This window comes from Massilia forsythiae (genome assembly GCF_012849555.1).
Classification (GTDB): Bacteria; Pseudomonadota; Gammaproteobacteria; order Burkholderiales; family Burkholderiaceae_D; genus Telluria; species Telluria forsythiae.
The window spans coordinates 5,004,744-5,030,682 of sequence record NZ_CP051685.1 but is presented as its reverse complement, the minus strand read 5'-3'; the positions used below and the strand labels follow the sequence as shown (position 1 = coordinate 5,030,682).

Annotated in this window: 23 protein-coding genes; 8 read left to right on the top strand and 15 right to left on the bottom strand. The window is 65.2% G+C overall.

Features of this window, described 5'->3' with window-relative positions:
- Positions 1 to 73: 73 nt before the first annotated feature.
- The 4 genes from kefF to HH212_RS21080 all read left to right on the top strand — a co-directional run bounded on the left by kefF (position 74) and on the right by HH212_RS21080 (position 5,994).
- Positions 74 to 625 (top strand): glutathione-regulated potassium-efflux system oxidoreductase KefF, encoded by a 552-nt coding sequence (kefF, locus tag HH212_RS21095; protein WP_170204294.1) that lies wholly within the window; start codon positions 74 to 76, stop codon positions 623 to 625.
- Complete coding sequence (kefC, locus tag HH212_RS21090; protein WP_170204293.1) at positions 615 to 2,432, top strand: glutathione-regulated potassium-efflux system protein KefC; 1,818 nt, start codon at positions 615 to 617, stop codon at positions 2,430 to 2,432. Before kefF ends, kefC begins: the two co-directional genes overlap by 11 nt.
- Positions 2,433 to 2,593: 161 nt before the next feature.
- A complete protein-coding gene (locus tag HH212_RS21085; RefSeq protein WP_170204292.1) occupies positions 2,594 to 3,508 on the top strand; it encodes an alpha/beta fold hydrolase in 915 nt (304 codons plus the stop codon).
- A 68-nt stretch (positions 3,509 to 3,576) separates the two neighbouring features.
- Positions 3,577 to 5,994: a PAS domain S-box protein gene (locus HH212_RS21080; protein ID WP_170204291.1), complete on the top strand. Its 2,418-nt coding sequence runs from the start codon at positions 3,577 to 3,579 to the stop codon at positions 5,992 to 5,994.
- A gap of 283 nt (positions 5,995 to 6,277) precedes the next feature.
- Here the strand turns inward: HH212_RS21080 and HH212_RS21075 are convergent, their stop codons facing one another.
- Positions 6,278 to 8,350 carry a glycoside hydrolase family 2 TIM barrel-domain containing protein gene (locus tag HH212_RS21075; RefSeq protein WP_229217390.1) on the bottom strand — a complete coding sequence of 691 codons (2,073 nt, stop codon included), beginning with the start codon at positions 8,348 to 8,350 and terminating at the stop codon, positions 6,278 to 6,280.
- A gap of 235 nt (positions 8,351 to 8,585) precedes the next feature.
- Here HH212_RS21075 and HH212_RS21070 point away from each other — a divergent pair, with 235 nt between their 5' ends.
- The 4 genes from HH212_RS21070 (at position 8,586) to merP (ending at position 11,150) form a co-directional block, all read left to right on the top strand.
- Positions 8,586 to 9,134 carry a TlpA family protein disulfide reductase gene (locus tag HH212_RS21070; protein ID WP_211172388.1) on the top strand — a complete coding sequence of 183 codons (549 nt, stop codon included), beginning with the start codon at positions 8,586 to 8,588 and terminating at the stop codon, positions 9,132 to 9,134.
- A gap of 61 nt (positions 9,135 to 9,195) precedes the next feature.
- Positions 9,196 to 10,323 carry a transglutaminase-like domain-containing protein gene (locus tag HH212_RS21065; RefSeq protein ID WP_170204289.1) on the top strand — a complete coding sequence of 376 codons (1,128 nt, stop codon included), beginning with the start codon at positions 9,196 to 9,198 and terminating at the stop codon, positions 10,321 to 10,323.
- A 61-nt stretch (positions 10,324 to 10,384) separates the two neighbouring features.
- Positions 10,385 to 10,783 (top strand): mercuric transporter MerT family protein, encoded by a 399-nt coding sequence (locus HH212_RS21060; protein ID WP_170204288.1) that lies wholly within the window; start codon positions 10,385 to 10,387, stop codon positions 10,781 to 10,783.
- 61 nt (positions 10,784 to 10,844) lie between these two features.
- A complete protein-coding gene (gene merP, locus HH212_RS21055; protein WP_170204287.1) occupies positions 10,845 to 11,150 on the top strand; it encodes a mercury resistance system periplasmic binding protein MerP in 306 nt (101 codons plus the stop codon).
- 139 nt (positions 11,151 to 11,289) lie between these two features.
- On the opposite strand, the gene HH212_RS21050 is transcribed toward merP, so the two are convergent.
- The 14 genes from HH212_RS21050 to HH212_RS20985 all read right to left on the bottom strand — a co-directional run bounded on the left by HH212_RS21050 (position 11,290) and on the right by HH212_RS20985 (position 25,818).
- On the bottom strand, positions 11,290 to 15,483 hold the full coding sequence (locus HH212_RS21050; RefSeq protein WP_170204286.1) for a CheR family methyltransferase: 4,194 nt from the start codon (positions 15,481 to 15,483) through the stop codon (positions 11,290 to 11,292).
- A 168-nt stretch (positions 15,484 to 15,651) separates the two neighbouring features.
- Entirely contained in the window at positions 15,652 to 16,893 is a 1,242-nt protein-coding gene (locus HH212_RS21045; protein ID WP_170204285.1) for an MFS transporter, read from the bottom strand.
- Positions 16,894 to 16,961: 68 nt separating this feature from the next.
- Positions 16,962 to 18,164 (bottom strand): serine hydrolase domain-containing protein, encoded by a 1,203-nt coding sequence (locus HH212_RS21040; protein WP_170204284.1) that lies wholly within the window; start codon positions 18,162 to 18,164, stop codon positions 16,962 to 16,964.
- 303 nt (positions 18,165 to 18,467) lie between these two features.
- Positions 18,468 to 18,902: a DUF6386 family protein gene (locus HH212_RS21035; protein WP_211172387.1), complete on the bottom strand. Its 435-nt coding sequence runs from the start codon at positions 18,900 to 18,902 to the stop codon at positions 18,468 to 18,470.
- A gap of 545 nt (positions 18,903 to 19,447) precedes the next feature.
- Positions 19,448 to 19,639: a hypothetical protein gene (locus HH212_RS21030; protein WP_170204283.1), complete on the bottom strand. Its 192-nt coding sequence runs from the start codon at positions 19,637 to 19,639 to the stop codon at positions 19,448 to 19,450.
- Between the two features lie 148 nt (positions 19,640 to 19,787).
- Positions 19,788 to 20,435 (bottom strand): hypothetical protein, encoded by a 648-nt coding sequence (locus tag HH212_RS21025; protein ID WP_170204282.1) that lies wholly within the window; start codon positions 20,433 to 20,435, stop codon positions 19,788 to 19,790.
- A 121-nt stretch (positions 20,436 to 20,556) separates the two neighbouring features.
- A complete protein-coding gene (locus HH212_RS21020; RefSeq protein WP_170204281.1) occupies positions 20,557 to 21,090 on the bottom strand; it encodes a hypothetical protein in 534 nt (177 codons plus the stop codon).
- A 170-nt stretch (positions 21,091 to 21,260) separates the two neighbouring features.
- Positions 21,261 to 21,656: a hypothetical protein gene (locus HH212_RS21015; protein WP_170204280.1), complete on the bottom strand. Its 396-nt coding sequence runs from the start codon at positions 21,654 to 21,656 to the stop codon at positions 21,261 to 21,263.
- Between the two features lie 143 nt (positions 21,657 to 21,799).
- On the bottom strand, positions 21,800 to 22,318 hold the full coding sequence (locus tag HH212_RS21010) for a hypothetical protein (protein ID WP_170204279.1): 519 nt from the start codon (positions 22,316 to 22,318) through the stop codon (positions 21,800 to 21,802).
- Positions 22,319 to 22,503: 185 nt separating this feature from the next.
- Positions 22,504 to 22,923: a hypothetical protein gene (locus HH212_RS21005; protein WP_170204278.1), complete on the bottom strand. Its 420-nt coding sequence runs from the start codon at positions 22,921 to 22,923 to the stop codon at positions 22,504 to 22,506.
- A gap of 131 nt (positions 22,924 to 23,054) precedes the next feature.
- Positions 23,055 to 23,411: a hypothetical protein gene (locus tag HH212_RS21000; RefSeq protein ID WP_170204277.1), complete on the bottom strand. Its 357-nt coding sequence runs from the start codon at positions 23,409 to 23,411 to the stop codon at positions 23,055 to 23,057.
- A gap of 113 nt (positions 23,412 to 23,524) precedes the next feature.
- A complete protein-coding gene (locus HH212_RS20995; RefSeq protein WP_170204276.1) occupies positions 23,525 to 23,935 on the bottom strand; it encodes a hypothetical protein in 411 nt (136 codons plus the stop codon).
- Positions 23,936 to 24,144: 209 nt separating this feature from the next.
- A complete protein-coding gene (locus HH212_RS20990) occupies positions 24,145 to 24,570 on the bottom strand; it encodes a hypothetical protein (protein WP_170204275.1) in 426 nt (141 codons plus the stop codon).
- Positions 24,571 to 24,975: 405 nt separating this feature from the next.
- Complete coding sequence (locus tag HH212_RS20985) at positions 24,976 to 25,818, bottom strand: glycoside hydrolase family 16 protein (RefSeq protein ID WP_229217389.1); 843 nt, start codon at positions 25,816 to 25,818, stop codon at positions 24,976 to 24,978.
- Between the last annotated feature and the right edge of the window lie 121 nt (positions 25,819 to 25,939).

Below are 25,939 nucleotides of genomic sequence, written 5' to 3'. Positions count from 1 at the left end.
GGCCCGCCTGGCGCCGTAGGCTAGAATGCCTGCTCGACAACCATCCCGCGCGGCCGCGCCGGCCGCCCACTGCATGACGCCCGATTCCATCCTGGTCCTGTACGCCCATCCGGCGCCGCAGCGTTCGCCGCTGATGCGGCGCCTGGCCGACGCCGCGCGCGCCCTGCCCGGCGTGACTCTGCACGACCTGTACGAAACCTATCCCGACTTCGACGTCGACGGCGACCGCGAGCGCGCCCTGCTGGCGGCGGCGCGCGTGGTCGTGTTCCTGCATCCGCTGCGCTGGTACGGCATGCCGGCGCTGATGAAGGAGTGGATGGAAGCCACGCTGCGCCAGGGCTGGGCCTACGGCGCCGGCGGCGACGCGCTGCGCGGCAAGGGGTGGTGGCTGGTGACCGGCACCGGCAGCGCGCCGGAGGCGTGGACGCCCGGCGGGATGCACGGCCGTCCGGTCGCGGACTTCCTGGCGCCGTTCGAGCAGGCCGCGGCGCTGTGCGGCATGGACTGGATCGACCCGCTGGTCCTGTACGGCAGCGCCCAGGCCGGCGCGGCCGCGCTCGACGCGCAGGCCGCCGCCTTCACCCTGCGCCTGCGCGCGCTGACGGAGGATGTCCATGGAACATAACCTGCTGCTGAACGCCTGCATCTACCTGGCCGCGGCGGTGATCGTGGTGCCGCTGGCCAAGCGCCTCGGCCTGGGCGCGGTGCTCGGCTACCTGCTGGCCGGCATCCTGATCGGCCCGTTCGGCTTCCGCCTGATCGCCGAGGTGGAGGACGCGCTGCACTTCGCCGAGTTCGGCGTGGTGCTGCTGCTGTTCCTGATCGGCCTGGAACTGGAGCCGAGCCGGCTGTGGTCGCTGCGCCGGCCGATCTTCGGCTGGGGCGGCGCCCAGGTCGCGCTGGTCGCGGCCGGCCTGTGCGGCGCCGCGCTGCTGGCCGGCATCGACTGGAAGGTGGCGCTGATCGGCGGCCTCGGGCTGTCGCTGTCGTCCACCGCCATCGCCCTGGCGTCGCTGGAAGAGCGCAACCTGATGCCGACCCCGGCCGGCCAGGCCGGCTTTTCGATCCTGCTGTTCCAGGATATCGCCGCGATCCCGATGATCGCCATCGTGCCGCTGCTGGGCGTGCCGGAAAGCGCCGGCGGCGGCGGCAACGCCTGGCTGGCGGCGATCAAGGTGGCGGCGGTACTGGCCGGGCTGGTGGTGGCCGGCCGCTTCCTGATCCGTCCGCTGCTGCGCTTCATCGCCAAGACCGACACGCGCGAGATCTTCACCGCCTTCGCCCTGCTGCTGGTGATCGCCATTTCGCTGCTGATGCAGTGGGTGGGCGTGTCGATGGCGCTGGGCGCCTTCATGGCCGGCGTGCTGCTGGCCGATTCCGAATACCGCCACGCGCTGGAGACCGACCTGGAGCCGTTCAAGGGCTTGCTGCTGGGGCTGTTCTTCATCGCGGTCGGCATGTCGGTCGACTTCGCCGTGTTCCTGGCCCGGCCGGCTCTGGTGCTGGGCCTGGTCGCCGGCTTCTTCGCCATCAAGGCGGCGCTGCTGACGCTGCTCAGCCGCGCGCTCGGCATCGCCCGCGGCCAGCACCTGCAGTTCGCGCTGCTGCTGGCGCAGGGCGGCGAATTCGCCTTCGTGGTGTTCGGCGCGGCCGCCACGGCGCGCGTGTTCTCGCCCGACACGGCCTCGATCCTGGTGGTGGTGGTGGCGCTGTCGATGGTGGTGACGCCGCTGGCGCTGATGGCGCACGACCGCGTGGGCGCCTGGCGCCAGCGCCACGGCGGCGCCGGCGCCAGGCGCCCGGCCGATGCCATCGAGCCGAACCGGGACCACGTGATCATCGCCGGCTTCGGGCGCTTCGGCCAGATCGTCGGCCGCTTCCTGCACACCAGCGACGTACCGCTGACCGTGCTCGACCACGACCCCGACCAGGTCGAGGTGCTGCGCAACTTCGGCTTCAAGGTGTTCTACGGCGACGCCACCCGCGCCGACCTGCTGCGCGCCGCCGGCGCCGGCCATGCGCGCGCGCTGGTGGTGGCGATCGACGACATCGAGGACAGCCTGGCGCTGGTCGACGCCATCCGGCGCGACTACCCGGCGCTGCCGATCTTCGCGCGCGCCCGCAACATCACCCATTATTATCAACTGATGGACCGCGGCGTCGGCGTCATCGAGCGCGAGACCTTCGAGTCGGCGCTGCAGCTGGGGCGCAGCGTCCTGGTCGACGGCCTCGGCCAAAGCGCCTACCGCACGCGCCAGGCGGCCGCCCGGTTCCGCCGCTACAACACCGCCAACGTGCACGCCGTCTATCCGTACTACAAGGACCGCGCCGTCTACACCTCGATGGCCAAGCGCGCGCGCGAGGAACTGGAAACCATGATCGCGCGCGACCGCCGCGCGGTGGACGAGGAGCCGGCGCACGACTGGGACTGACGTATCGGCCCAGCGCTTGCACCGCCGATGAAAATTGCATGCATATGTTGCAATTTTGAAATGGAACGCTGTTATCATCGGATGGCCGCCTCGCGGCGCGCGCGACGCCGCGGCCCGGTGGCCGACGCGCTGCGCGCCCGAACCGTCCAACAGGAGATCCGATGTCTTTCGCACTGCCGACGCGCCGTTCCTTCCTCGCCCACGGCGCCGCCCTGGCCCTTGCGCTGTCCACGGCGCACGCCCTTGCCGCCACGCCGGCGCCGCCGTTTTCCTCGGAGCGCATCAGCGTGCGCGTGGAAGGCAGCGGTCCCGACGTGATCCTGATCCCGGGACTGAATTCCTCGCCGCGCACCTGGGCCTCGACGATCGCCGCGGTGCCCGGCTACCGCTACCACCTGGTGCAGGTGGCCGGTTTCGCCGGCCAGCCGGCCGGCGCCAACAAGGAAGGCCTGGTGGCGGCGCCGGTGGCCGAGGACATCGCGCGCTACATCGCGGCGAGCGGCCTGCGCCGCCCGGCCGTGGTCGGCCATTCGATGGGCGGCACCATCGGCATGATGCTGGCGGCGCGCCATCCGGACGCGCTGTCGCGCCTGATGGTGGTCGACATGTTCCCGTTCATGGGCGCCATGTTCGGCGGCCCCGGCGCGACCGCGGCGGGGATGCAGCCGATGGCCGAGCGCATCAGCGCCGGCATGCGCTCCGCCTCGCCGGAACAGCGCGGCAAGCGCGCCGTGGACACCATCGACGGCATGGTGAACAGTGCCGCCATGCGGCCCGGCGCGGTCGAGGATTCGCTGGCCAGCGACACGGACGTCTCCGCCAACGCCTACCGCGAACTGCTGACCACCGACCTCGGGCCGGAACTGCCGAAGATCGCGGTTCCCCTGACCGTGCTGTATGTGCTGCCCAAGGGCGCGCCGCTGACGGACGCGCAAATCGACGGCTTCTACAAGGCGGCCTACGCCCCGGCCAAGGGCGCCACCCTGAAACGCATCCCGGACAGCGCCCATTTCATCATGTGGGACCAGCCGGCGCGCTTCCAGGACGAACTGAAGACCTTCCTCGGCGCACGCTAGCCGGCCCGGGCGGGCCCGGAGACCGCCTGCGCGTACAATGGCGCTTTCGATTTCTGAGCGGAACCACGGTGGACGGCACGCAGGACGACGCAACATTTCTGGCGCAGCGCGGCCCGATGGCCGAACGCATCCGGACGCACGACTGGCGCGCCCACCCGCTGGGCGACCCTGCGGGCTGGCCGCCGGCGCTGCGCCATGCGCTCGGCATGGTGCTCGATTCGGCCTTTCCTACGGTGGTCGGCTGGGGCGAAGACCTGTTCACCTTCTTCAACGAAGCCTACCGCGCCGAACTCGGCGCACGCGCCGATGCCGCCCTCGGCCGTCCGCTGCGCGAGGTGTGGCGCGAGACCTGGGACGAGGTCGCCCCGCAGGCGCGCCGGGTGCTGGACGGCGCATCGATCTTCCGCGAGGAGGTGCCGGCGACGATCGAGCGCCACGGCCATCCCGAGCGCGCCTGGTTCACTTTTTCTTTCAGTCCGCTGCGCGACGACGCGGGCGCGGTGCGCGGCGTGGTCTGCACCGTGATCGAGGTGACCGCCAGGGTGCAGGCACTGGCGCGCCACCAGGACGCCGAGCAGCACCTGGCGCTGGCGCTGGAGGCGTCCGGCACGGTCGGCACCTGGTCGTACGACCTGGATACCTTCGAGGGCCGCCTCGACGAGCGCCTGAAGCGCCTGTTCAAGGTGGACGGCGACCTCGAACGTTCCAGCGCGGCGCTGGCGCGGATGGTGCAGGCGATCGCGCCCGAGGACCGCCAGCGCGTGCTCGACGCCGTGCAGGCCACCACCGCCGCCGGCGCGCCCTACGACATCGACTACCGCATCCCGCAGGACGACGGCGGCGCGGTCTGGGTCAATGCGCGCGGCAAGGTGTTCACCGATCCGCTCGGACGGCGCCGCTTCGCCGGCATCGTGGCCGACATCGGCGCGCGCAAGGCGGCCGAGCGCGCCGTGCTCGACAGCGAAGCGCGCTTCCGCCTGATCGCCGAGATGATTCCGCAGATGGTGTGGTCGACCGATGCGGACGGCGTCAACGACTACGTCAACGGACGCTGGCAGGAATTCACCGGCATCCCGGCCGCCGAGCTGCTGGGCGACGGCTGGCAGCGCGCCATCCACCCGGACGACTTGCCGGGCGTGCTGCGCGCCTGGCGGGCGGCGCTGGGCGGCGCCGGCATGTACGAACTCGAGCACCGGCTGCTGCACTGCAGCGGCGCCTACCGCTGGGTGCTGAACCGCGGCCTGCCGGTGAATGGCGCCGATGGGCGCGCGCGGCGCTGGATGGGCACCCTGACCGATATCCACGACCAGAAAACCGGCGAGGAAGCATTGCGCGACGAAGCCCGGCGCAAGGACGAGTTCCTGGCGATGCTGGCGCACGAGCTGCGCAACCCGCTGGCGCCGATCAGCAGCGCCGCCCAGCTGCTGGCGCTGGCCGGCGCCGACGCGCGTCGGGTGCGCCACGCGAGCGAGGTGATCACCCGCCAGGTGGCGCACATGACCGAGCTGGTCGACGACCTGCTGGACGTCTCGCGCGTCACGCGCGGGCTGGTCGAACTGGCGCGCGAGCGGATCGGCCTGGACGGCGTGGTGGCCGCCGCGGTCGAGCAGGCGCGCCCGCTGATCGAGGCGCGCCGCCACGCGCTGCGCCTGCACCTCGGCGACGGCGGCGCCCTGGTCGACGGCGACCGCACGCGCCTGGTGCAGGTGCTGTCCAACCTGCTGAACAATGCGGCGAAATACTCGCCGCCGGGCGGAAGCATCGACCTCAGCACGTCGGTGGCGGACGGCCAGGTGCGCATCGACGTGCGCGACGACGGCATCGGCATCGGCGCCGGCATGCTGCCGCACGTATTCGACCTGTTCACCCAGGCCGAGCGCACGCCCGACCGCGCCCAGGGCGGCCTGGGGCTGGGCCTGGCGCTGGTGCGCAGCCTGGTGCAGCTGCACGGCGGCCGGGTCGAGGCGCACAGCGCGGGCAGCGGACGCGGCAGCACCTTCAGCGTCGCCCTGCCGCTGGCCGGGGACGCGCCGGCGCCGCCGCATGCGTCCGCGGCGGCCGCGCCGGTCGCTGAGGAAGCTGCCGCGCCGGCGCTCGCCGCGCTCCAGGGCCGGGGACGGCGCATCCTGGTCGTCGACGACAACCTGGATGCCGCGGCGTCGCTGGCCGGCATCCTGGCCGCGCTCGGCCACGCGCCGGCGACCGCCGCCGGATCGCGCGAAGCGCTGGCGCTGGCGGCGGCCATGGCGCCGCCGCCCGAGGTGTTCATCCTCGACATCGGCCTGCCCGACATCGACGGCTACGAACTGGCGCGGCGCCTGCGCGCCACCGCCGCGCCGGACGGACCGCCGCCGCTGTACCTGGCGCTGAGCGGCTACGGCCAGGCCCACGACCGCGCGCTGTCGCGCAGCGCCGGGTTCGACCACCATTTCGTCAAGCCGGTGGACCTGGCGGCGTTGTTGCGGGTGATCGACGGCGGTGACTGAGCGCCTTTATTCTCTGCCGACAACGCGTCGTCCCCGCGCAGGCGGGGACCCATACTGAGCAAGAGAATTTGGTACCCAGAAGCAACCAGAACATTTCAAAAATGCCGACTTTTGGCACTCAGCATGGGTCCCCGCCTTCGCGGGGACGACGGTTTTTAGGCCAGCAATACTATCTTGGACAGTAGTGCGCCTTCGCGGGGCGTCGTTTCAGGCAGTGCCTGGAACGACGGTCTCCCGGTCGGCGATTCATTCCGGGTAGCGGTTTGCCCCACCTAAAATCATGTCACGCCACATGCTTGCGCGTGCGCGGCCGCGCGCGCCGCTCGAAGCCGGCCGGGCCCGTCCGGGTCGCGCGGGCGGGATGGCCGCCCGGGCCACCGGCGCCGGGATCGTCATCTTCCGGGGCGCCGGTCGCCCCGGCGCCCTGGTCCGGCCCAGGCTCGGTCGCCGTCGGGCGCTCGCTGCGGTACGGCAGCACCTCGGCGGTCTCGCCGACCCGACTCCACGCGTCGGGGAAATCCGGCCCGCGCCGCGTGCGCCAGCGTTCGTCGTGCCCGAGCGGGTCGAGGTGCCAGTCGTGCAGGCGCGCATCCGGCCCGCGCGTGGCGGCCGCCAGCGCGTCGATCGGCGCCTTCGGCACCCGGTGCTCGGTCAGCAGGCCGTTCTTTTCCAGGAAGGTGTCGGCCAGCTGGGTGTAGCAGAAGCCGGACAGCGGCCGGCAGGCATGCACCGCCGCCATCAGTTCCTGGTAGCGCGCCAGCAGTTCGCGGCCGTCGCGCGCCACCGAATAGCCCCAGCCGCGCCGGTCCGCCTCCTGGCCGGCGGCGACGGGCGTCATGCAGGCGATGCCGCCGAACTCGGACAGGAACAGCGGCCGGCCCTGGCCGCTGAAGCCGTCGATCACCAGCCGGCGGCGGTCCGGCTGCACGTGCTCGAGGGTGTAGGCGACGCGTTCGCGGGTGCCGTAGCGCTCGGCCAGCACGGCCGGGTCCTGGGCGTAGTCGTGCACGCTGACGAAGTCGCCGCAGGGCATCTCCCAGCCGTCGTTGCCGACCACCGGGCGGGTGCCGTCCAGCGCGCGCGTCATGTGGTACAGGGCGCGCACGAAATCCACCTGGCGCGGGTCGTTCATCAGTTCCGGCACGCCCCAGGACTCGTTGGTCGGCACCCAGGCCACGATGCACGGGTGCGAGACGTCGCGCTCGACCAGTTCCTTCCATTCCTCCATCACGCCGTGCACGGTGGCGTTGGAAAAGCCGTAGGCGGACGGCATCTCGCCCCACACGCACAGGCCGAGCACGTCGCACCAGTACAGCCAGCGCGGGTCTTCCGACTTCTGGTGCTTGCGCACGCCGTTGAAGCCGAGCCGCTTGATCAGCAGGACGTCGTGGCGCAGCTGCTCGCTGGAGGCCACCATCAGGCTGTCCGGCCAGTAGCCCTGGTCGAGCACCATGCGCAGGTAGTAGGGACGGCTGTTGAGCACGAAGCGCTCGCCCTCGACGCCGACGGTGCGCAGCGCGGTGTAGCTCTGCACCGCGTCCAGCAGGTTACCGGCGGCATCGCGCAGTTCGACCTCGGCCTCGATCAGCTGTGGGCTTTCCGGGCTCCACATCCACAGGGCGCGGGCATCGTCGATGCCGGGGTCGGGCAGCTGGAAGATGCGCGACAGGCGCGGCCCGGTCAGCAGGCAGCGGTCGGCCACCAGCAGGCGCTCGCCCAGGCGCAGGGTGACGTTGGCCATGCCGCCTTCCGGCACGTGGGCGACGTCGGCGTCCAGGCGGACCTGCCAGACGGCCACGTCGGCGGTCCAGCGCAACTGCGTCACGTGGGTGCGCGCCACCTTCTCGATCCACACGGTGCGCCAGATGCCGCTGGTGCGCGGGTACCAGATCTTGTGCGGCTCGGCCTCCCAATCCATCTTGCCGCGCGCCTTGTGCATGTCGAGCGGATCGTCGTCGGCCTGCACCGCGACCTCCAGTTCCGGCCCGTCCAGGTGGCGCGTGACGTCGATGGCGAACGGGCTGTGGCCGCCGCGGTGCTCGACCGCGAAGCGGCCGTTGACCCACACGCGGGCGCGGTGGTTGACCGCGCCGAAGTGCAGCATCAGGCGTTCCTCGGGACCGGGCATCATGCCGGGGTCGAGGCGCAGGCGGCGGCGGTACCAGATGCGGCGCCGGAACGCCATGTCGTGCACGCCGCTGGCGCGCGCCTCGGGCGGGAACGGCACCACGATGCTGCGGTCGAACGCGACCTCGGCCGGGTCGACGTGCACGGCCTGATCGTCGAGCATGGCCTGCCACGGGCCGTCCAGGCTGCGCCAGGCGGCGCGGCGCAATTGGGGGCGGGGATATTCCACGTTTGCCTCCTCGGCATGGCGGCGGGCGCCGCGCGATGGTTGTGATGGAATGCGCCGTGCTTACGTACGCGATACAACCACTCTACGCATGCGGGACCCGCGCACGCAAGCGCCGCACGCGCGGCGTGGCGAAAAAGGCGCGCCGGTCCGGCAGGCGCAGGGGCCGGCCGGCGCCGGGCATCCCTGCACGCCCTCTGGTATCATGGCGCTTGTTTTCGTCTCCCGCCGCCGTCACATGTCCATCATACTGCCGCACCGCCGCGCCGCATCCGTCCTGTGCCTGCTGGCGGGCGCCACGCTGCCCGTCCTGGCGCCGAGCGCGGCTGCGGCGCCGGTGGCGTCGCTGCAGGCCTGGCCGGCGAAGCAGCCGACCCCGCCGCTCAAGCTGGCCGGCCTGGACGGCGGCGACTGGGACCTGGCGCGCCTGCGCGGCAAGGTCGTGGTGGTGAACTTCTGGGCCAGCTGGTGCGGACCGTGCGTGGCCGAGCTGCCGCTGCTGGGCGCGCTGGCCGGGCGCGAGGCCTGGCGCGACCGGGTCGCGGTGGTCGGCGTGAACTACAAGGAATCGCTGGACGCCATCCAGGCCTTCGGCGCCGCCCACCCGATCCCGTACGCGCAGGCGCGCGACCGCTCGGGCGAGGCCTTCAAGGTCTGGACGCTGGGCGTGATGCCGACCACGATTCTGGTCGACCGCCAGGGCCGCGCGCGCTGGCGCAGCACCGGCGAGCTGACCGCCGGCGACGAGCGGCTGCAGCGCGCCATCGAGGCGCTGCTGGCCGAATGAGCGCGGCCTGCGCGTACACGCCCGACGACATCATTCAACAATCACAACAAAGGAACCACCCATGCGTGAAACCAACTTCCAACGCCGCCTCGTCCTGAAAGCGACCGGCGGCCTGCTGCTCGCCGCCGCGCTGCCGCGCGCCCTGTTTGCCCAGCAGGCGCAGCAGCAGGAGCAACAGCGCCGTTTCGATCCGCAGCCGGGCGAGTGGAAGGGTTTCGAGGTGGTCACGCGCATCGACCTGCAGCGCGCCCAGGGCCCGTCCACGGTGTGGGTGCCGCTGCCCGCGGTCGACACCGACTGGCAGCGCACGCTGTCCAACAGCTGGAGCGGCAATGCCAAGTCGATGCGCGCCGTGTCCGACAGCCGCTACGGCGCCAAGTACCTGGTGGCCGAGTTCGACGGCAGCGCGCCTCCCGTGCTGGAAGTGGTGTCGCGCGTGCAGACCCGCGACCGCGGCGAGAACTGGAAAAGCACCCGCAACGGCGGCGCATCCGCCGAGGACCTGCGCCTGTGGCTGAAGCCCACCGACCTGATGCCGCTGGACGGCATCGTGCTCAAGACCGCCAACCAGATCGTGGCCGGCGCGCGCACCGACGAGGACAAGGTACAGCGCATCTACGACTGGATCCTGCTGAACACCTTCCGCGAGCCGAAGGTGAAGGGTTGCGGCCTGGGCGACATCAAGACCATGCTGGAGACGTCCAACCTGAGCGGCAAGTGCGCCGACCTGAACGGCCTGTTCGTTGGCCTGTGCCGCGCCGTGGGCGTGCCGGCGCGCGACGTGTACGGCGTCCGCATCGCCCCGAGCGCCTTCGGCTACCGCGAACTGGGCGGCAAGCCGGCCGCGCTGCAGGGCGCCCAGCACTGCCGCGCCGAGGTCTACCTGAAGCGCCACGGCTGGGTTGCGATGGACCCCGCCGACGTCACCAAGGTGATGCGCCAGGAAACCGCGGAATGGATCAAGGACCCGGACCATCCGGTGGTCGCGCCGGTCAAGCGGGCACTGTTCGGCGGCTGGGAAGGCAACTGGATGGGTTACAACTTCGCCCACGACGTGCCGCTGCAGGGTTCCAAGGCGATCGGCAAGGTCGGCTTCCTGATGTACCCGCAGGCCGAGAACCGCGGCGAGCCGTACGACCCGCTGAACCCGGACGCATTCAAGTACGTGATCACCGCGCGCGCGCTCTGAGCCTGTCCCGCATCGCACGCCGCCGGCAGGATCGGCGGCGCTCTGCTATGCTGGCGCCGACATGAACGCGAATACCTCTTCCCGTGCGCCGGCGCCCCCGGCGGACCCGCCCGCCGCCACCGAACGCAAGGCCGGCCGCCTGGTGGCGCTGGCCGTACTGGCCTCGCTGCTGGCCTCCACCTGTTGCGTGCTGCCGCTGGTGCTGGTGCTGGCCGGGATCACCGGCGCCTGGATGGCCACGCTGCAGTCGATGAAGCCGGTCACGCCGTACGCGATCGCGGTGACGCTGGGCGCGCTGGGCTGGGCCGGCTGGCTGCTGTTCCGGCGGGCCCAAGTGTGCTCGCTGGAAGATGGCAGCTGCGCCACCACGCGGCCGCTGCTGCGCCGCGTGTTCGTCGGCTGCGCGCTGTTCATCGCGCTGCTGCTGGGCTTTCCGCTGGTGGCGCCGCTGTTCTACTGAACGCCGACCCGTGCGCCGCGTGCGCGCGGCCTCAACATTTCCATCGATCCAATCCCACGACATGAAAACGACCAAGCTCCTGTCCCTGTTCGCCGCCGTGGCCGCCGCCGGCCTGCTGGCCGCGCCGCAGTCCGCCCTCGCCAAGACCCAGACCGTGGCGCTGAACGTGCCGACCATGGATTGCGCCACCTGCCCGATCACCATCAAGGCCGCCCTCAGCAAGGTGCCGGGGGTGAGCAAGGTGAACGTCAGCTACGAGAAGCGCGAGGCGGTGATCGTGTACGACGATGCGCAGGCCAGCGTGGCGGACCTGAAGAAGGCGAGCGCGGATGTGGGGTATCCGGCGATGATCAAGACCGCGCGTTGAAACACGCGGCCTAGCAACGTCGTCCCCGGCCTTGGCGGCCCCCTTGGCGGGGACCCATGCCGACATTGACAGTGTCGAGGTGCTTGCGTAACGATTTCGCATGCTCACTATGGGTCCCCGCCTGCGCGGGGACGACGGATTATTCGATCGCTTCGCTCCCAGCACTGCCAGCCCGCTTTTCCTGCCGCGGCAACAGCTCGCGCACCGCCGCGGTCAGTTTGTCCACCGACACCGGTTTGCCGATGTGCGCCGAAAACCCGGCCGCGTGGGCCTGCGCGACGTCGCTCTCCCTGCTCATGCCGGTGATGGCGATCGCCGGCAGCGCCGCGTAGCCGTCGATGGCGCGCGCCCGCCGCAGGAATTCGTAACCGTCCATCTCCGGCATGGTGATGTCCGAGATCACCAGGTCGACGCGCTCGCGCGCCAGGATCGCCAGGCCCTCGCCGGCGCTGGGCGTGTCGAACACGGCCGCGCCGCTCATCTCCAGCAGCGCCTTGAACACGTGCAGGATGTCCTCGACATCGTCCACCACCAGGATGCGCAGCCCGGCCAGGCCGTCTTCGGCATCGTCCTGGTTTCCGGACCCCAGCCCGGCGTGGCCGTCCACCAGCGGCAGCCAGATGCTGAAGCGCGCGCCCTTGCCCAGGCCCTCCGAGGCGGCCTCCACCCGTCCGCCGTGCAGGCCGACGATCTCGCGCACCAGCGCCAGCCCGATGCCCAGGCCGCCCTTGCCGCGCGCGCCGTTGGCCGCGCTCTGGCCGTACATGTCGAACACGTGCGGCAGGAACTCGGGCGCGATGCCCTGGCCGTCGTCGACCACGTCGATGCGCGCATGACCGTCCTCGCGCGCCAGGCGCACCTCGATGCTGCCCTGCGCCGGCGTGAACTTCATCGCGTTGCTGAGCAGGTTCAGCAGCACCTGTTCGATGCGCACCACGTCCGCCATCACCGGCAGGCCGTCGGCGCCGCCGCTCACATCGAGGCGCAGGTCGCGCGCCGCCGGGTCGCTGCGGGCGACATCGACGATGCCGCGCACCAGCACGTCCGGCACCACCGGCGCCAGCGTCAGCGACAGCTTGCCGGTGCGCACGCGCGACATGTCCATCAGGTCGTCGATGATCTTGGCCTGGCTCATCACCGAGCTGCGGATCACCGAGGCGGCGCGCATGAAGGTGGGCGACTGGCGCAGTTCCGGCATGCGCGACAGGAGCTCGGCGTTAATGTGGATCATGTTGAGCGGGTGGCGCAGTTCGTGCGCCATCACCGACAGGAACTCGTCCTTCTGCGCCGCGGCCTGCTCGGCGCCGCTGCGCTCGGCCTGCTCGCGGTTCAGCGCCTGTTCGCGCGCCTCGCCCTGGCGCTCGCGCGCGGTTTCGTCGCGCGCGATCTTGGCGTAGCCGAAGAAATCGCCGTTGCGCAGCGGCGTGGTGACGCCGCTGCAGAAGAAGCGGCTGCCGTCCTTGCGCACATGCCAGCGCTCGTCCTGGGCGCGGCCGTCCTGGCGCGCGCGCCGCAGCTCGATTTCCGGCGCGCCGGCGGCCAGGTCTTCCGGCGTGAACAGGCGGTCCAGCGGCTGGCCCAGCATGTCCTCGGCGGCGTAGCCGAACAGGTGCTCGGCGCCGATGTTCCAGCTGGTCACGCGGCCTTCCTCGTCGAGCGTGACGATGGCGAAGTCGTTGGCGCTGTCGGCCACCATGCGCATGCGCGCCTCGCTGGCGCGCGCCTGTTCCTCGGCCTGGCGCCGCAGCGTGATGTCGAAGAAGGTCATCACCGCGCCTTCGATGCGGTCCTCGTTGGTGCGGTAGGGCAGCAGGCGCACGATGTAGCAGCGACCGTCGTTGCTGCGCACCTCGCGCTCGACCAGGTGCAGCGTCTCGAAGGTGGCGTTGACGTCGCCTGCCAGCTGGTCGTAGTCGAGCTTGTGGGTCAGGTCGAGCAGCGAGCGGCCGATGTCGGAGGCGATGATCGAGAACAGGTCGGTCGCGCGCGGCGTGAAGCGCTTGATGCGCAGGCCGCTGTCGACGAAGATGGTGGCGATGTTGGTCGAGGCGATCAGGTTGTTCAGGTCGTCGTTGGCCTTGCCGGTTTCCTCGACCTTGACCTTCAGCTCGTAGTTGACGGTAACCAGCTCCTCGTTGACCGACTGCAGCTCTTCCTTGCTGGTTTCCAGCTCCTCGGTGGCCGAGCGCAGCTCTTCGTTGATGGCCTGCAATTCTTCATTGGACGCGCGCAGCTCCTCGGTCGAGACTTCCGAACTCTCGATGGTTTCCTGCAGCTGCTCGCGCTTGCGCTGCAGCTCCGACTCGAGCTGGGCCAGCACCACGTCGTGGCTGCCGTCCTGGCGCGCCGCCGCCACCCGTTCGGGCGCCGGCTCCACCCGGGCGAACACCACCAGCAGGAAGTCGGCCTCCGATTCTTCCTCGCGGAACATGCGCACCGTCATGGCGATGGTGCCGAGCTCCTGCTTTTCCGGCAGGCCCACCGGGCGGCACGCGATACCGCCCTCGTGCTGCAGCGCCTGGTACATGGCCGAACGCAGTTCCATGCGCAGTTCCGGCAGCACCAGCGCCAGCAGGCTGCGCGACGGCTCGCCGCCGACCATGCGCAAGTATTGCCCGGCCTGCTGCGACATGTGCACGATGTTGCCTTCGCGGTCGGTCACCACCGAGGGCGGCGCTGCCTCGGCCAGCGCGCGCAGGTGCAACTCGGCGTACGAGAACTGCGGCTTGCCCGGCAGCTTGGCGCGCGCCACCTCGGGCAGGCGCGCGCCGAACACGGTCGAGCCCGGATTGTGGTGGCTCAGGGCGCGGCCGCCGCCGCCGCGGGCGCGGTAGATGCGGTTCTTCTTGTCCACCGCCACGAAGTACTCGGACACCGATTCGGCCGACTCCGAACTACCCAGGAACAGGTAGCCGCCGGGCTTGAGGGCGAAATGGAAGGTCTGCAGCACGCGCGCCTGCACGTCGCGGTTCAGGTAGATCAGCAGGTTGCGGCAGGAGATCAAGTCCAGGCGCGAAAATGGCGGGTCGCGCAGCAGGTTGTGCGAGGCGAACAGGATGCGGTCGCGCAGCGGCTTGCGGATGCGGTAGCGGTCCTCTTCCTTGCTGAAGTACTGGCGCAGGCGCGCCGGCACCACGTCGGTGATGATCGCAGACGGATAGTTGCCCGAACGCGCGGCATCGATGGCGCGGTCGTCGATGTCGGAGGCGAACACCTGGAATGCCGGCGGATGTTCCACCAGCGCGGCCTGGTCGGCCATCAGCATCGCCAGCGAATACGCTTCCTCGCCGGTGGCGCAGGCGGCGACCCAGGCGCGGATTTCGTCGGCCGGCACCTTGTCCTTGAACAGCTCGGGAATCACGTCGCGCTCGAGCGACTCGAAGGCTTCGCGGTCGCGGAAGAAGTTGGTCACGCCGATCAGCATGTCGTCCAGCAGCGCCTTGTTCTCGCCCGGATCGGCTTCCAGCAATGCCCGGTACTCGGGCAGCGTATGCACTTGCCGCACCAGCAGGCGGCGCTCGATGCGGCGCAGCACGGTGGCGCGCTTGTAGTGGCGGAAATCGTGGCCGGTGTACTGCAGCAGACGCGTGATGATGTCCTGCAGCGCATCCTCGGCACTGGCGGCGTCCTCCTCGATGCGCGCTTCGGCCAACTCGTGCGCCACCGGCGCCTCGCCGTCGGCCGGCGCCGGCAGGCGGATCGACTTGGCGTTGTTCCACAATTCGATCAGCTTCTGCGGCATGTCCACCACCGGCAGCACGAAGTCGACCACGCCGGTGCGGATCGCCGCCTTGGGCATGCCGTCGTGCTCGGCATCCTCGGGCGCCTGCACCAGCGTCACGCCGCCCTGCTCCTTGATGCGGGTGACGCCGACCGCGCCGTCGGCCCCGGTGCCGGACAGCACGATGGCGATCGCGCGCGCGCGGTGCGCGTCCGCCAGCGTGCGGAAGAACAAATCGATCGCCACGTGCTGGCCGCGCGGACGCTCCAGTTCGTCCACGATCAGCAGGCCGTCGACCATCGTCAGGCGGTAATTCGGCGCGATCACGTACACGTGACCCGGCTCGATCTTCACCGGCGACGTCACCTGCTCCACCGGCATGCGGGTGGCGCGCTGCAGGATCGCCGCCGCCGAGCTGGGGTGCTTGGGCGACAGGTGCAGGATCACCACGAAGGCCATCTCGTTGGCCGCCGGCATGTTCTCGAACAGGTGCAGCAGCGCCGGCAGGCCGCCGGCGGAAGCGCCGATGCCGACCACCGGGAACTGCAGTGTGCTCGGCACGACGCCGGGTGCGACGGGTTGCGAGCTGGGCGTGGCGGTGGTGTCCGACATCGTAATGTTTGCAAATGAACAAAGCCGCAGTCTAGACGATTCGTGCGCTATTTGGGCCGGGACGGAAAAATAAACTCGCAATGAATACCGCGTTTGGAGAAGAAGCGCGCGCCGATGGTTCCCGCGAGCACGCGCAAACGTTTGCGCCGGTTTTCCCACCCGGGTTGTCTAGACCACCGGCGCCGCCACCGTTGCGCGCCGTTCGCTCAGGAACAACAGCAGCGCCAGCGCCGGCAGCGCCATGCCGACCGCGCAGGCACCGCCCCAGCCGGCGCGCGCATAGGCCCAGGCGCCCAGCGCCGAGCCGGCCGCGCCGCCCAGGAAGAAGGTCGCCATGTAGATGCCGTTGACGCGGCTGCGCACCTCGGCGCCGAGCGCGTAGATGGCGCGCTGGCCCAGCACCAGGTTGCCGGAGACGCCGAAGTCCAGCACCACCGCCGCCAGCGTCAGCAGCGCCAGGCGCGCGTGCATCGAGGCGCCGTCGTGGGCAGTAGCCAGCGTGGCGCCGAAGGCGGCGATCACGACGGCGATGCAGAAGGCGGTGGCGGGACGGGTCCAGCCGCGGTCGGCCACGCGTCCGGCGATCGGCGCCGCCACCGCGCCCGCCACCCCGGCCAGCGCGAACAGCGCGATGCCGCTCTGGTCGAGGCCGAAGGCGGGGCCGGACAGCAGCAGCGGCGTCACGGTCCAGAACACGCTGAAGGCGCCGAACATGCCGGCCTGGTACAGCGCGCGCCGGCGCAGCACCGGGAAGCGCGCGACGATCCCGCCCATCGAACCGAGCAGCGCGGCATAGCCGAGCGTGGCCGGCGGCACGCGCGCCGGCAGCAGCAATCGCAGCACCAGTGCCAGCAGGGCCATCAGCAGCACCGACAGCCCGTACACCGCCTGCCACGACACCAGGTGCGCGAGGAAGCTGGCGACCGGACGCGCCAGCATGATGCCGAGCATCAGCCCGCTGACGATGTTGCCGACCACGCGCCCGCGCTCCTCCTCGGCCGCCATGTGCGAGGCGTACGGCACCAGCACCTGCACCGCCACCGCGCCGAAGCCGATCGCCAGGCTGCAGGCCAGGAAGGCGGCGGCCTGGCGCGCGAACATCGCGCCCAGCAGCGCCAGCCCGAGCACGCCCATCAGCCCCAGCACCAGGCGGCGGTTCTCGACCAGGTCGCCCAGCGGCACCGCCAGCAGCAGGCCGGCGCCGTAGCCGAGCTGGGTCAGCGTGACGATCAGCCCGGCCGCCTCGGCCGGCAAGCCGATGGCGGCGCGGATCGGGCCGACCAGCGGCTGCGCATAATAGATGTTGGCGACGATCAGGCCGCAGGCGGCGGCGATCAGCAGCATCAGCCAGGTCGGCATGCGGTCGTGCGCAAGAGTCACCGGATAGTCCTCGTCGGATGAAACAGCCATTCTACCGTTGCGGCCGCGCGGACGCTTTCAACGGGATCGCCGGTGCGGCAAGGCGGATGGGATGCGCTCTACGGCTGCTCGGCCCACTGGTATTCCCAGGCCCACGGCAGGGCGACGTCGCCCAGGGCAAGGCGCGCCAGTTCCGGGAACAGGCGCTCGGCGCGCACGTCGTTGGACAGCATGACCACGCAGCGCCGCCCCTGCTCCACGCACAGCGCCAGGTTGGCGCTCCACTCGTCATGGCCGGCCACGTACCAGGCGGTACTTGCGCCCTGGCGGAAGGTGAGCACGCCGAGGCCGGCGGCCAGCCCCTGCGGCCAGTCGGCGCGCGCCGCGTCGAAGGTCGGGAACTGGCGCCGCGATGCCACCGGCAGCCAGGCTTTCACCATGGCCTCGCGCCCGGCCGGACTAAGGCCGTCGCCGCGCATCATGCCGGCCCACAACCGCGCCTGGTCGGCGACGGTGGTGTCCATCGAGGCCGCCGCGCGCACCCGGTAGCGGCGCTCGTGCGGCTGCACGCTGCCGTCGAAGGCATAGCCCTCGGCGGCGTTGTCGGCAAAGCCCGGACGCCAGCGCATCGCGGTGCGGCGCATGCCGAAGCGGTCGAACACGCGCCGCTGCATCTCGAAGTCGACGTCCAGCCCCAGCACCTGCTCCAGGATCATCTGCAGCAATTGGTAGCCTTCGCTGGAATGGGCATAGCGGCTGCCCGGCTCGAAGTGGATGCGCAGGCGCTCGTCGTCTTCCAGCCAGCGGAAGTTGGCGAAGCCGGCCCCGTGCATCAACAGCATGCGCGGAGTGATGCTCTTCCAGCGCGGGTCGTCGGCCAGGTCGGCGTAGTCGAACGGCCGCTCGTGGTAGTACGGCAGCGGCTTGGGCAGCAGGCGGTTCAGCGGCGCGTCCAGGTCGAGCTTGCCCTCGTCGGCCAGCTGCAGCACCATGTAGGCGAAGGCGGTCTTGGTCAGCGCGGCGCCGTACAGCACCGTCTCGTCGGTCAGCGGCTGGCCCAGCGCGGCGTTGCGCTGGCCGAACACGCGCACCTTGCCGACCTTGCCGTCCTCGATGGTGGCCAGCGCCAGGCCCTGCACCTGCTCGCGCCGCATCACGCGCTGGATCTCGTTGTCGGCCAGCGAGCGCGCCGGGCGCTGGGGCGCGGCGCAGCCGGCCAGCAGGCTGCACAGCAGGGCCGCGGACAGCAGGGCCGCCGGCCGGCGCGGCGGCGTGCTGCTCTGATTCGTGCGGCGGTTGGACGACGCGGCCGTGATATGCATGCTCGAAGGTCTCTCTTCTGTCGTGGAGGCCGGCATCATGCCACGTCAACTGTGTCACCGGGGCGGTGCATGGATAAAAACATCGCCATGTGGCGACGTACCGTCCCGATTCGACGAGTGCGGATCAGCAGGTGCGGTCGATGTGTAAAAGGATCGACGCGGAGTTGCCCGTAGGGAAGCCGTGAAATCGCCACCCGGTTCGAGTCCCAGTGCATCCAAGCGGACGTGTCCTGCATATAGAATTGGGCGCCGTCAGGTTCAAAGTAACGGGTAAATTTGAGGGATTTTTGGCACGACGCACGATTAAATCCTGATCAGGCTGTCGAACTCGTTACGGTTCGAGCCATGAGCGAGGTGTAGCGAGAGCGAAATTTCATTTCCATCGCGTGAAACACGAAGCGTGTATTCGCCTGGTTGAATGTCGATGAACATCCCGCCGCGCGCGGCTTCTGGCTCAAACGCTTCCGCAGTGACTTCTTCGGCCGCACCTGCAAAGAGACGCCCTGACGGCACACGCAAGTTCACTTCAACCTGAGGACACTGAACCTCTTCGGCGAAGGTGAACGAGTATTTACCGTCACTACCGAGGTTAAGGAAGGCGACGTTCCCTCGATTTACCTCTGCAAGTTCAGCGTCAGGGATAGACCACCAATCAGCATCGTCTTCGAGACGATGCTTGAGGGAAGCGATATCAAAGACGCACATCGTCGCCGTGTCAGTTACGAAATTGGCCTTCAATACACCTCCTTTAATGCATGACGGCGGACAAGCATCACCGTTGAAATTTCCGATACTGGCCGAAACGGGTCATTGCGATCCGCATAGAAGTCTACCGGATGCAAATCCATCATTAGCTGCGACCGGCTGGAATCTACCACAAGCAGCCATTCATAGTCGCTTGCAGACGTTACGCCAGTATGATCGTCTGATCGGTACAGATTTCCCAATTCGCATTAAATTTTTTGAAAACACTGACTGGGCCGCATATCATCTACCTGAATAAGGATCGACTCATCTTTTCGAATCACCTCCAACCTCCCGTTGTCGAGCTCATGGACTTCCGCTGCCCAGCACGACACGATATGCCCACCAATTTCGATCTCAATCCGAAGATCAGCGTTCTCCCCATCACATCCGGTAACTAAAACATTCGCTTGTCCGATCGGAAGTTCGATAATCTCTCGAGTGCGGTAGATACTGCCGCATTCAAGACTCGATAGCATGTCCATTTGTTCTCGATACATCAGATGCAATCCGTAACAGCCTGTTCCGTCGTCAGACTGTTACAACATGCGATAGACCAAGCCGTTTTCCAACTGAACATCAAGGCTGATGAACTGGAGATATGGAACATCTGGATGGGTGCATGTAACCATGCCATCATCTGCTGCTCCTCCAGCGAATGCCATTTCAGTACCCACCCATCTGACGATACAGTGGTTATTGATCTTAGTGACATGGGCAAATTGTTCCAAGGTCGAGCACTCCTTCAGAGAGTACCAGTGGCCGCTGTTGGCGGATCTCGGCCGGTCGGCCCAGCATAGCAGGTTGCCCGATCGGAAATTTAACCGACTATTACGACCGGCCGGATTCGACCCAAAGCGGACACAAGATGGGCCTGGGTCAGAAGGTCGGATAGCCGATCGTCGCAGCCTCGACGACGAGTTGATCATAGCTTCGCCTCGATCCCAGCGCTTGAATCAGAGCCGAGGAAAGGGGCTCATGTTTGTAGAATCGCGCAATGACTTCAGCGGGAATATCAACCTCGTAGTAATGCTCGGCAAAGTCACGGTAGGTCTGCGGTCCACCCATATAGTACGAAAGCATCCATGACGAGCCATCCGGATCGCTCGCCAAAGGGTATGCGATCTGGCCCTGATTCCAAGCCTGAGCATCTGCCAGGAACCAGAGGCAGAAAGTCGTATCTTCCATGTGAAACGCCGGCTCTGTCAACGAGGACGAGAACTGCTTTGGGACATGTTCCAGGACGCCCGGCCAGATTTTCGGAGGATTCAAAGCCCACGGCGACATTGCAGCTTCGTGATCGAACCCTCGAATAAAACATCCAGTTGGATCAAAGACAGCAAACAGATCGTCGCCTTGGCCATTACGCATCGAGCCCATCTGCGTATCAAGCGACCAGCTGGAATCGAAAGAAAAGTACCGGAACTCCCATTCCTCTTCCAATATTGCATCCAGCATTGAAAGCGACTGCATGATGCATTTCAGCGTATCGGGCGGGGGAAGATCAAGCATAGGGTGTGAATGCATGATTTTTCAATACTTGATATGTCTGCTTATGGCCGATCTCGACCCTTCAGGTCAGAATAGCAGGTTGCCTGATCGGAAAAGTCACGAACGGTCACGACCGGCTGGATTCGACCCTAAGCGGTCATCGGATTATCGAACCAGTGTCTGACCTTAAGCTAAACGGTCGCCACCCACCAGGTGGATCCCATTCTCCTTCTCCATCAATCCTCCCGGGTGTCGCACGGTGGAGTACCACGCCATCAATTCCAAGGTCTTGCTGCTTCCAGATCAGATCGCCTTTACGGTCAAATGCGAGCACTTCAGATGCGGATGCGGCAAGGATGGAGATCTGACGATCAAGATGATCCAGGTCACGCGAGTCATATAAATGCCCGAAATACCCGCTTAGTGAGAAGCGGCGCATGTAGCCAAGATGAACGTCAACGACGAATACGAACCGCCCGTAGCCAATGTAAATCATGCTGTCATTGACACGTACGTCCCTGAAGCACGATTCGCCTGCACTCGCAAGAATGTCTACTCGGGCAAGCGGTGCGCTATCAACGGTCGCAGCCACGCTTGCGATGACCTCGGAGTCCGATATCTCACCAGCGGCAACGAGGATTTGGTCGAACTCAAGGTAGGCATCGCGAGGACTAAGGAATTCTACTTTCATGGATTTATCGTTGACATGGGGGAGCATCAAATGTCCGCTTCTGGCCGATCTCGGCCGTTCGGTCCAGCATAGCAAGTTGGCCCGGCGAAAAATTCACAGACTGTCACGACTGGCCGGAATCGACCCAGAGCAGTCGTTCGAAATTTAGATTTTACCGGCACTGCAGATAGTTAAATTACCTCGTAGCTCGTACAGTCTTCAACATCGTTGATAAGCACTTTGCGGCCGTTCTCGAATTCGAATATTACGCATGCTCCACGTTCGGTAGCCAACGTTCTATAAGACTTGAGGCGCACACCGACCAGCTCAGCGGAAAGCGCCACATCAATATGAGGATAGTTCCACCCTTCCTCACCAATGGACCAGGGTTCTGGATCTGTTGGCCATGTTCGCCAGTGCACTGTGCCAAGATCGAAACACAAACGGTGCCATATACCAGCGAACTTCAGATAGGTGACATTTGCCGTTTGGATCGGCTCTCCTTCAAACTCGAAACCTTCGCAGATCAACCCTTCGCACGTCTGTCCCTCAATCGCGGGAGGCGCACCGATGAATTCAAGTTCCACTGTGCTCTTCCTTAGCAATGCGTTGTAACGCACCTGACAGAATAAATTGAATACCCTGGCTACGACCGCTCCTGGCCGAAAGCGGTCTTTGCTGAACGCCTGCAACCGAACTAAAGCGAGCTAGAGACAGGGTTAAAGAGACGTTAAGTAGGCGCTATCTTAAAACTGGCAAGGGCATCATCGAGCTCGTCTGCAGTTGGCTTGTCTTTGCCAAAGATCATCCATTCGAAATACCCAATAATTAAAGCAGATGCGGCAAAAATACTAATATAATAGTCATTAAAGCGGAAATGCACCATCTCTCCAAAGCAATATGACTCATAGTCATCTATGCATGGAGGCGTGACCTCATCAATAATTTGACTTTCTTTTTTCTTAGGATCGGTAAGTTCCCAGTGTTTTGTCCCGTTTGATACTTCTGTTACAGCCTTAAAAAGAGCTTTGGCTTCACTTGAAAGGTTGTGTGCCCGGTGAGCTTGTTCGGCCGTAGCTCCTCGTTTTCCTTGCAGCCAGTCGATGTACAGGTGATGCGCTGTAACTACGAAGTTAAACGTGTCATAGACACTCCACGATTGTTCAAGACGCGACTCGTCATACTTCAGCTTTTCGAATAGCTGCTCTACTGTATGAAGAGGTAAGCGTGGCGAGGACTTTTTATGCAATTCATTCTCCAAGCGAACAGACACCACTACAACTTCAATTCTTTTGACCAGACAAGGGATTCAGACTCTGAACCTATCAGCTTCTGTTATTGACCGGATCCGGCTTTCGGGATCAGCAAAGCAGGTTTCCACAATGAAAAATTACGGAGTGCCACGAGGGGACGCTTCCGACCCGAAGCAGACGTTCAGTGACCGTGTAAATTTGCTTGTTTTTGCCTCTGAATGTCCTTTTTCAAAGCCCTTCCTGATAAATAAAAACCGCAGGTCATGCATCGCACAGGTAAGGGATGAACACCCTTGTTGTATCTAGCTTCGTCGGCGATAGAACATGAAACACTCAATGGCTGAGTCGCGCAGTTAGGGCACTTATACAGCAGTACAGCGAATACAACAAAAATAATGCTTACAAACACAAAACCGACAATTACCGCGTCATTTTGCTTAACAAGAAAGGCGTCTAGAACTAGTGGCCCTAAGAAAACGCTGCCAAAACCGAACCATACGCGAAGCTGACGTTTACGGAAAATAGCCACATTGACTGACTGCTCAGCTTTTACCTCATCGCTAGACAAATCTATTCTAGATAACATGGCATTCCCCCCCATAACCCTCCAAAGCTAGCTTCTTGTCGCCGAAAAAGTATAACGCCTACTTCTGGCGATTCGCGTCAGGGTCAAAGTAAATTTCTAACCGTTTGCAGACTTATCTGGTCGTCTGCTATCGACCCAGAGCGGATCTATTTTCTAATCCAATAAAGCTCGACCTGATCTGCGCCAACTAACCGCGTTTTAGGTACTTCTTGAATCTCGTCGGGATTGATTACAGGGCGCGGAAACGGCCCCGCTGCCTGCAGGAGTTCTGGATGGTCCTTTGTCGCAATATTGCAGACTTTGGAAAACGCCTCACCGGGATTTTTTGCGCGAACGAGACCCGACAGTTCGCAGTCGTGTTCGACGCCATCCTTCATAAAACCCCAGCCTACAGCGGCTACCTGCCACATACTCATGTCCGTCCTCTGTGAGCGATATTGAATTTGAACGTACTGCAACGCGGAAGCCTGCTTCTGGCCGAACCCGGCCTTCGAAAGCAACATAGCATGTTGATACGCTGAAAAGTCGTCAAGTGGTGCGACCGACCGGAACCGACCCATTGCAGACGTTCACACAACAGACAACCGGCTCAAATATTACGGATAATCTCGTAAGCTCATTGCTCCATCATGTTTTGAAAGCGCATCGACAGCGGTTGAAGCGCTTTCACATTTAGTCCAGCTGGGACTAAAAATATTAATAATCCAAGATAGCCCAAAAATCCAGAGGTTCTTAAATACATGCCTGCCGCAAACCCGAGAATTACTAACAGGATCAACAACACGTTCAAGCCGATCATGACTTTACGCAGACCGATCCTAGAGGGACTGGAAAGTGCGACGGCCGTGCCGGCCGGAATAAGTACGATAAAACTGTACAGCACAAGAATCGCCATAAGGGTGTTGAACGATATTTGGGCACCGAACTTCTGGGCAAAGAGAGCTAAGCCAGTCAAAGCCCACAAAACCGCGCCGACGATGTTCATCCACTTTGTTTTGTTCGTGGCGCCTATTGTTTTTTGCATCATGAATCTCGTTCACTAGTTTTAATTTCTGGTCTAATGTCAGTGCATGGCGTCCACGCCAAGTGCCCGATTCTGGCCGATCTTGGCCGTCCCATATAGTATAGCAGGTTGCCCGGTCAGAAAATTTACTGACTGTCACGACCCTCAGCAACCGACCCAAAGCGTACTGTCGAGTAGACTCTGTACAAGCTAACGGTTTGCAATCGAAAGAATTAATAATTGTGGCGCCAGTCCAGGTAGTCGAGGCCGGCCTCGTCTCTCCCAAGCTCAATCCGGTAGTAAGAACGCTTGGCCATTTCGCCAGAGGTTTCGTGCCAATAGAACTCAGCGATTCTCTCAAGTGGCAAACGTTTGCGGAGCAGTTCATAATAGGCGCCGGTAATTTCTCTCGCGCGCGCCTCCGAAACATCAAATTTTTTCCGTACTTCTTCAATAGTTTCTTCTAGCAAATACGGGATCGTGACCTCCATAGGACTCTCGGATTTGCCAAAATCAGCAACCAATTGTTCCAGTGCCGAACCCAGAATGTATCTTGCGGCGTCGGCACCAAAATTTGTCGTGAGAACGAGTTCACCTCGTTGCTCCAAATCCAGGAGAGACTGGAGAATTTTTTCTACAAGCTTGTCATCACTCTTCATTGAAACTTTCATCGCCCGCTTTCGTCCGATCGCCACAGTTCGACACAGTTCGACACAGCATAGCAGGTTGCCCGGGGACTAGTCGAAGGTATCCCACCATATCTCTCCAGTATCGTGCGTCTGCTTTTGGCCCAGGATGGGTAAATACCCGAAGCGAACAGTATATTGTCAAGACTCGGCCTCCGCAAACGCTCTCAAAGACGTTTTCTTGAGGTCCGCAATGGTAAAGAGACCCTTGAAAACGCGTGTATTTCGCGTTTCTATACAGTCTATGCCGATAGCAGTCGTCAATCATCTGGCAACATTAAAAGAGTTTCCGCTGAGGGAAATAATGTTCTCTTTCATTGGGCGATAACGTTTTACAGGTAGTGAATAGTTTTCACTCTATAACGGGCTAACGGGCGACTATTTCGCCCGGCGATAGACGCGCACGTAGTCGACCAGCATGTGCTGCGGCAGCGGCGTGGTCCCATCCGGATAGCCGGGCCAGTAGCCGCCCACGGCCAGGTTGAGGATCACGAAGAACTGATGCGCGAACACCCAGTCGCCGCCGACCGTGTCCGGGCGCGCCGTGTGGTACAGGATGCCGTCGCGGAACCAGCGGATCTCGCCCGGCTCCCATTCCACCGCATACAGGTGGAAATCGTCGGCGTAGGCGCCCTTGTCCAGCGCGGACGGCTTGCCGACGCCCTTCTCGCCCGAGTAGCCGGGGCCGTGCAGGGTGCCGTGCACGAGGCCCGGTTCCTTGCCGATGTTTTCCATGATGTCGATCTCGCCGCAACGCGGCCAGCCGGCGGTGCCGATGTCGGCGCCCAGCATCCAGAACGCCGGCCAGATGCCCTGCCCGCGCGGGATCCGGATCCTTGCCTCGTAGCGGCCATAGGTGCGTTCCTGCAGGCCCTGGGTCTTGATGCGCGCCGACGTATAGTCCTTGCCTTCGTAGCGTTCGCGGCGCGCCTCGATCACCAGCTTGCCGTCCTCGACGCGCAGGTTTTGCGGCCGTGCGGTGTAGAACTGCCGTTCGTCGTTGCCGTTGCGCGGGTCGCCGGTTTCCGCGACCCATTTGGTGCGGTCGAGTTCGCGGCCGTCGAATTCGTCGTGCCAGTCGAGTATCCAGCCGGGCGCTTGCGGGATCGGCATTGCCGGCACCGTGCCAGCCCTGGCAGCGGCCATGGACGGTCGCACCGCCATGGCCGCTGCCACCATGCAGGCCAGCGCCAGCACCGCCGATGCGGCTGCGCGCGGCATGCGTCTCCTGGTGTCGAACATGTCCTTGCTACGCATCCGGCCTCACGCCGTGCTGGTTGATCGGTCGTGACCGCGATCGCCTGGAAACCTTCCCAGGCGCGCCGACTATAGCAGCCGAAAA

Excerpts from the sequence above, each read along its gene's own strand:
- HH212_RS21060 (WP_170204288.1), top strand. The coding sequence starts at position 10,385 with ATGAACGCGAATACCTCTTCCCGTGCGCCGGCGCCCCCGGCGGACCCG.
- HH212_RS21000 (WP_170204277.1), bottom strand. The coding sequence starts at position 23,411 with ATGTTGCTTTCGAAGGCCGGGTTCGGCCAGAAGCAGGCTTCCGCGTTG.
- kefC (WP_170204293.1), top strand. The coding sequence starts at position 615 with ATGGAACATAACCTGCTGCTGAACGCCTGCATCTACCTGGCCGCGGCG.
- HH212_RS21070 (WP_211172388.1), top strand. The coding sequence starts at position 8,586 with ATGTCCATCATACTGCCGCACCGCCGCGCCGCATCCGTCCTGTGCCTG.
- HH212_RS20985 (WP_229217389.1), bottom strand. The coding sequence starts at position 25,818 with ATGCCGCGCGCAGCCGCATCGGCGGTGCTGGCGCTGGCCTGCATGGTG.
- HH212_RS21050 (WP_170204286.1), bottom strand. The coding sequence starts at position 15,483 with ATGTCGGACACCACCGCCACGCCCAGCTCGCAACCCGTCGCACCCGGC.
- HH212_RS21045 (WP_170204285.1), bottom strand. The coding sequence starts at position 16,893 with ATGGCTGTTTCATCCGACGAGGACTATCCGGTGACTCTTGCGCACGAC.
- HH212_RS21020 (WP_170204281.1), bottom strand. The coding sequence starts at position 21,090 with ATGAAAGTAGAATTCCTTAGTCCTCGCGATGCCTACCTTGAGTTCGAC.
- HH212_RS21085 (WP_170204292.1), top strand. The coding sequence starts at position 2,594 with ATGTCTTTCGCACTGCCGACGCGCCGTTCCTTCCTCGCCCACGGCGCC.
- HH212_RS20995 (WP_170204276.1), bottom strand. The coding sequence starts at position 23,935 with ATGATGCAAAAAACAATAGGCGCCACGAACAAAACAAAGTGGATGAAC.
- HH212_RS21040 (WP_170204284.1), bottom strand. The coding sequence starts at position 18,164 with ATGCATATCACGGCCGCGTCGTCCAACCGCCGCACGAATCAGAGCAGC.
- kefF (WP_170204294.1), top strand. The coding sequence starts at position 74 with ATGACGCCCGATTCCATCCTGGTCCTGTACGCCCATCCGGCGCCGCAG.
- HH212_RS21025 (WP_170204282.1), bottom strand. The coding sequence starts at position 20,435 with ATGCATTCACACCCTATGCTTGATCTTCCCCCGCCCGATACGCTGAAA.
- merP (WP_170204287.1), top strand. The coding sequence starts at position 10,845 with ATGAAAACGACCAAGCTCCTGTCCCTGTTCGCCGCCGTGGCCGCCGCC.
- HH212_RS21065 (WP_170204289.1), top strand. The coding sequence starts at position 9,196 with ATGCGTGAAACCAACTTCCAACGCCGCCTCGTCCTGAAAGCGACCGGC.
- HH212_RS20990 (WP_170204275.1), bottom strand. The coding sequence starts at position 24,570 with ATGAAGAGTGATGACAAGCTTGTAGAAAAAATTCTCCAGTCTCTCCTG.
- HH212_RS21005 (WP_170204278.1), bottom strand. The coding sequence starts at position 22,923 with ATGGGGGGGAATGCCATGTTATCTAGAATAGATTTGTCTAGCGATGAG.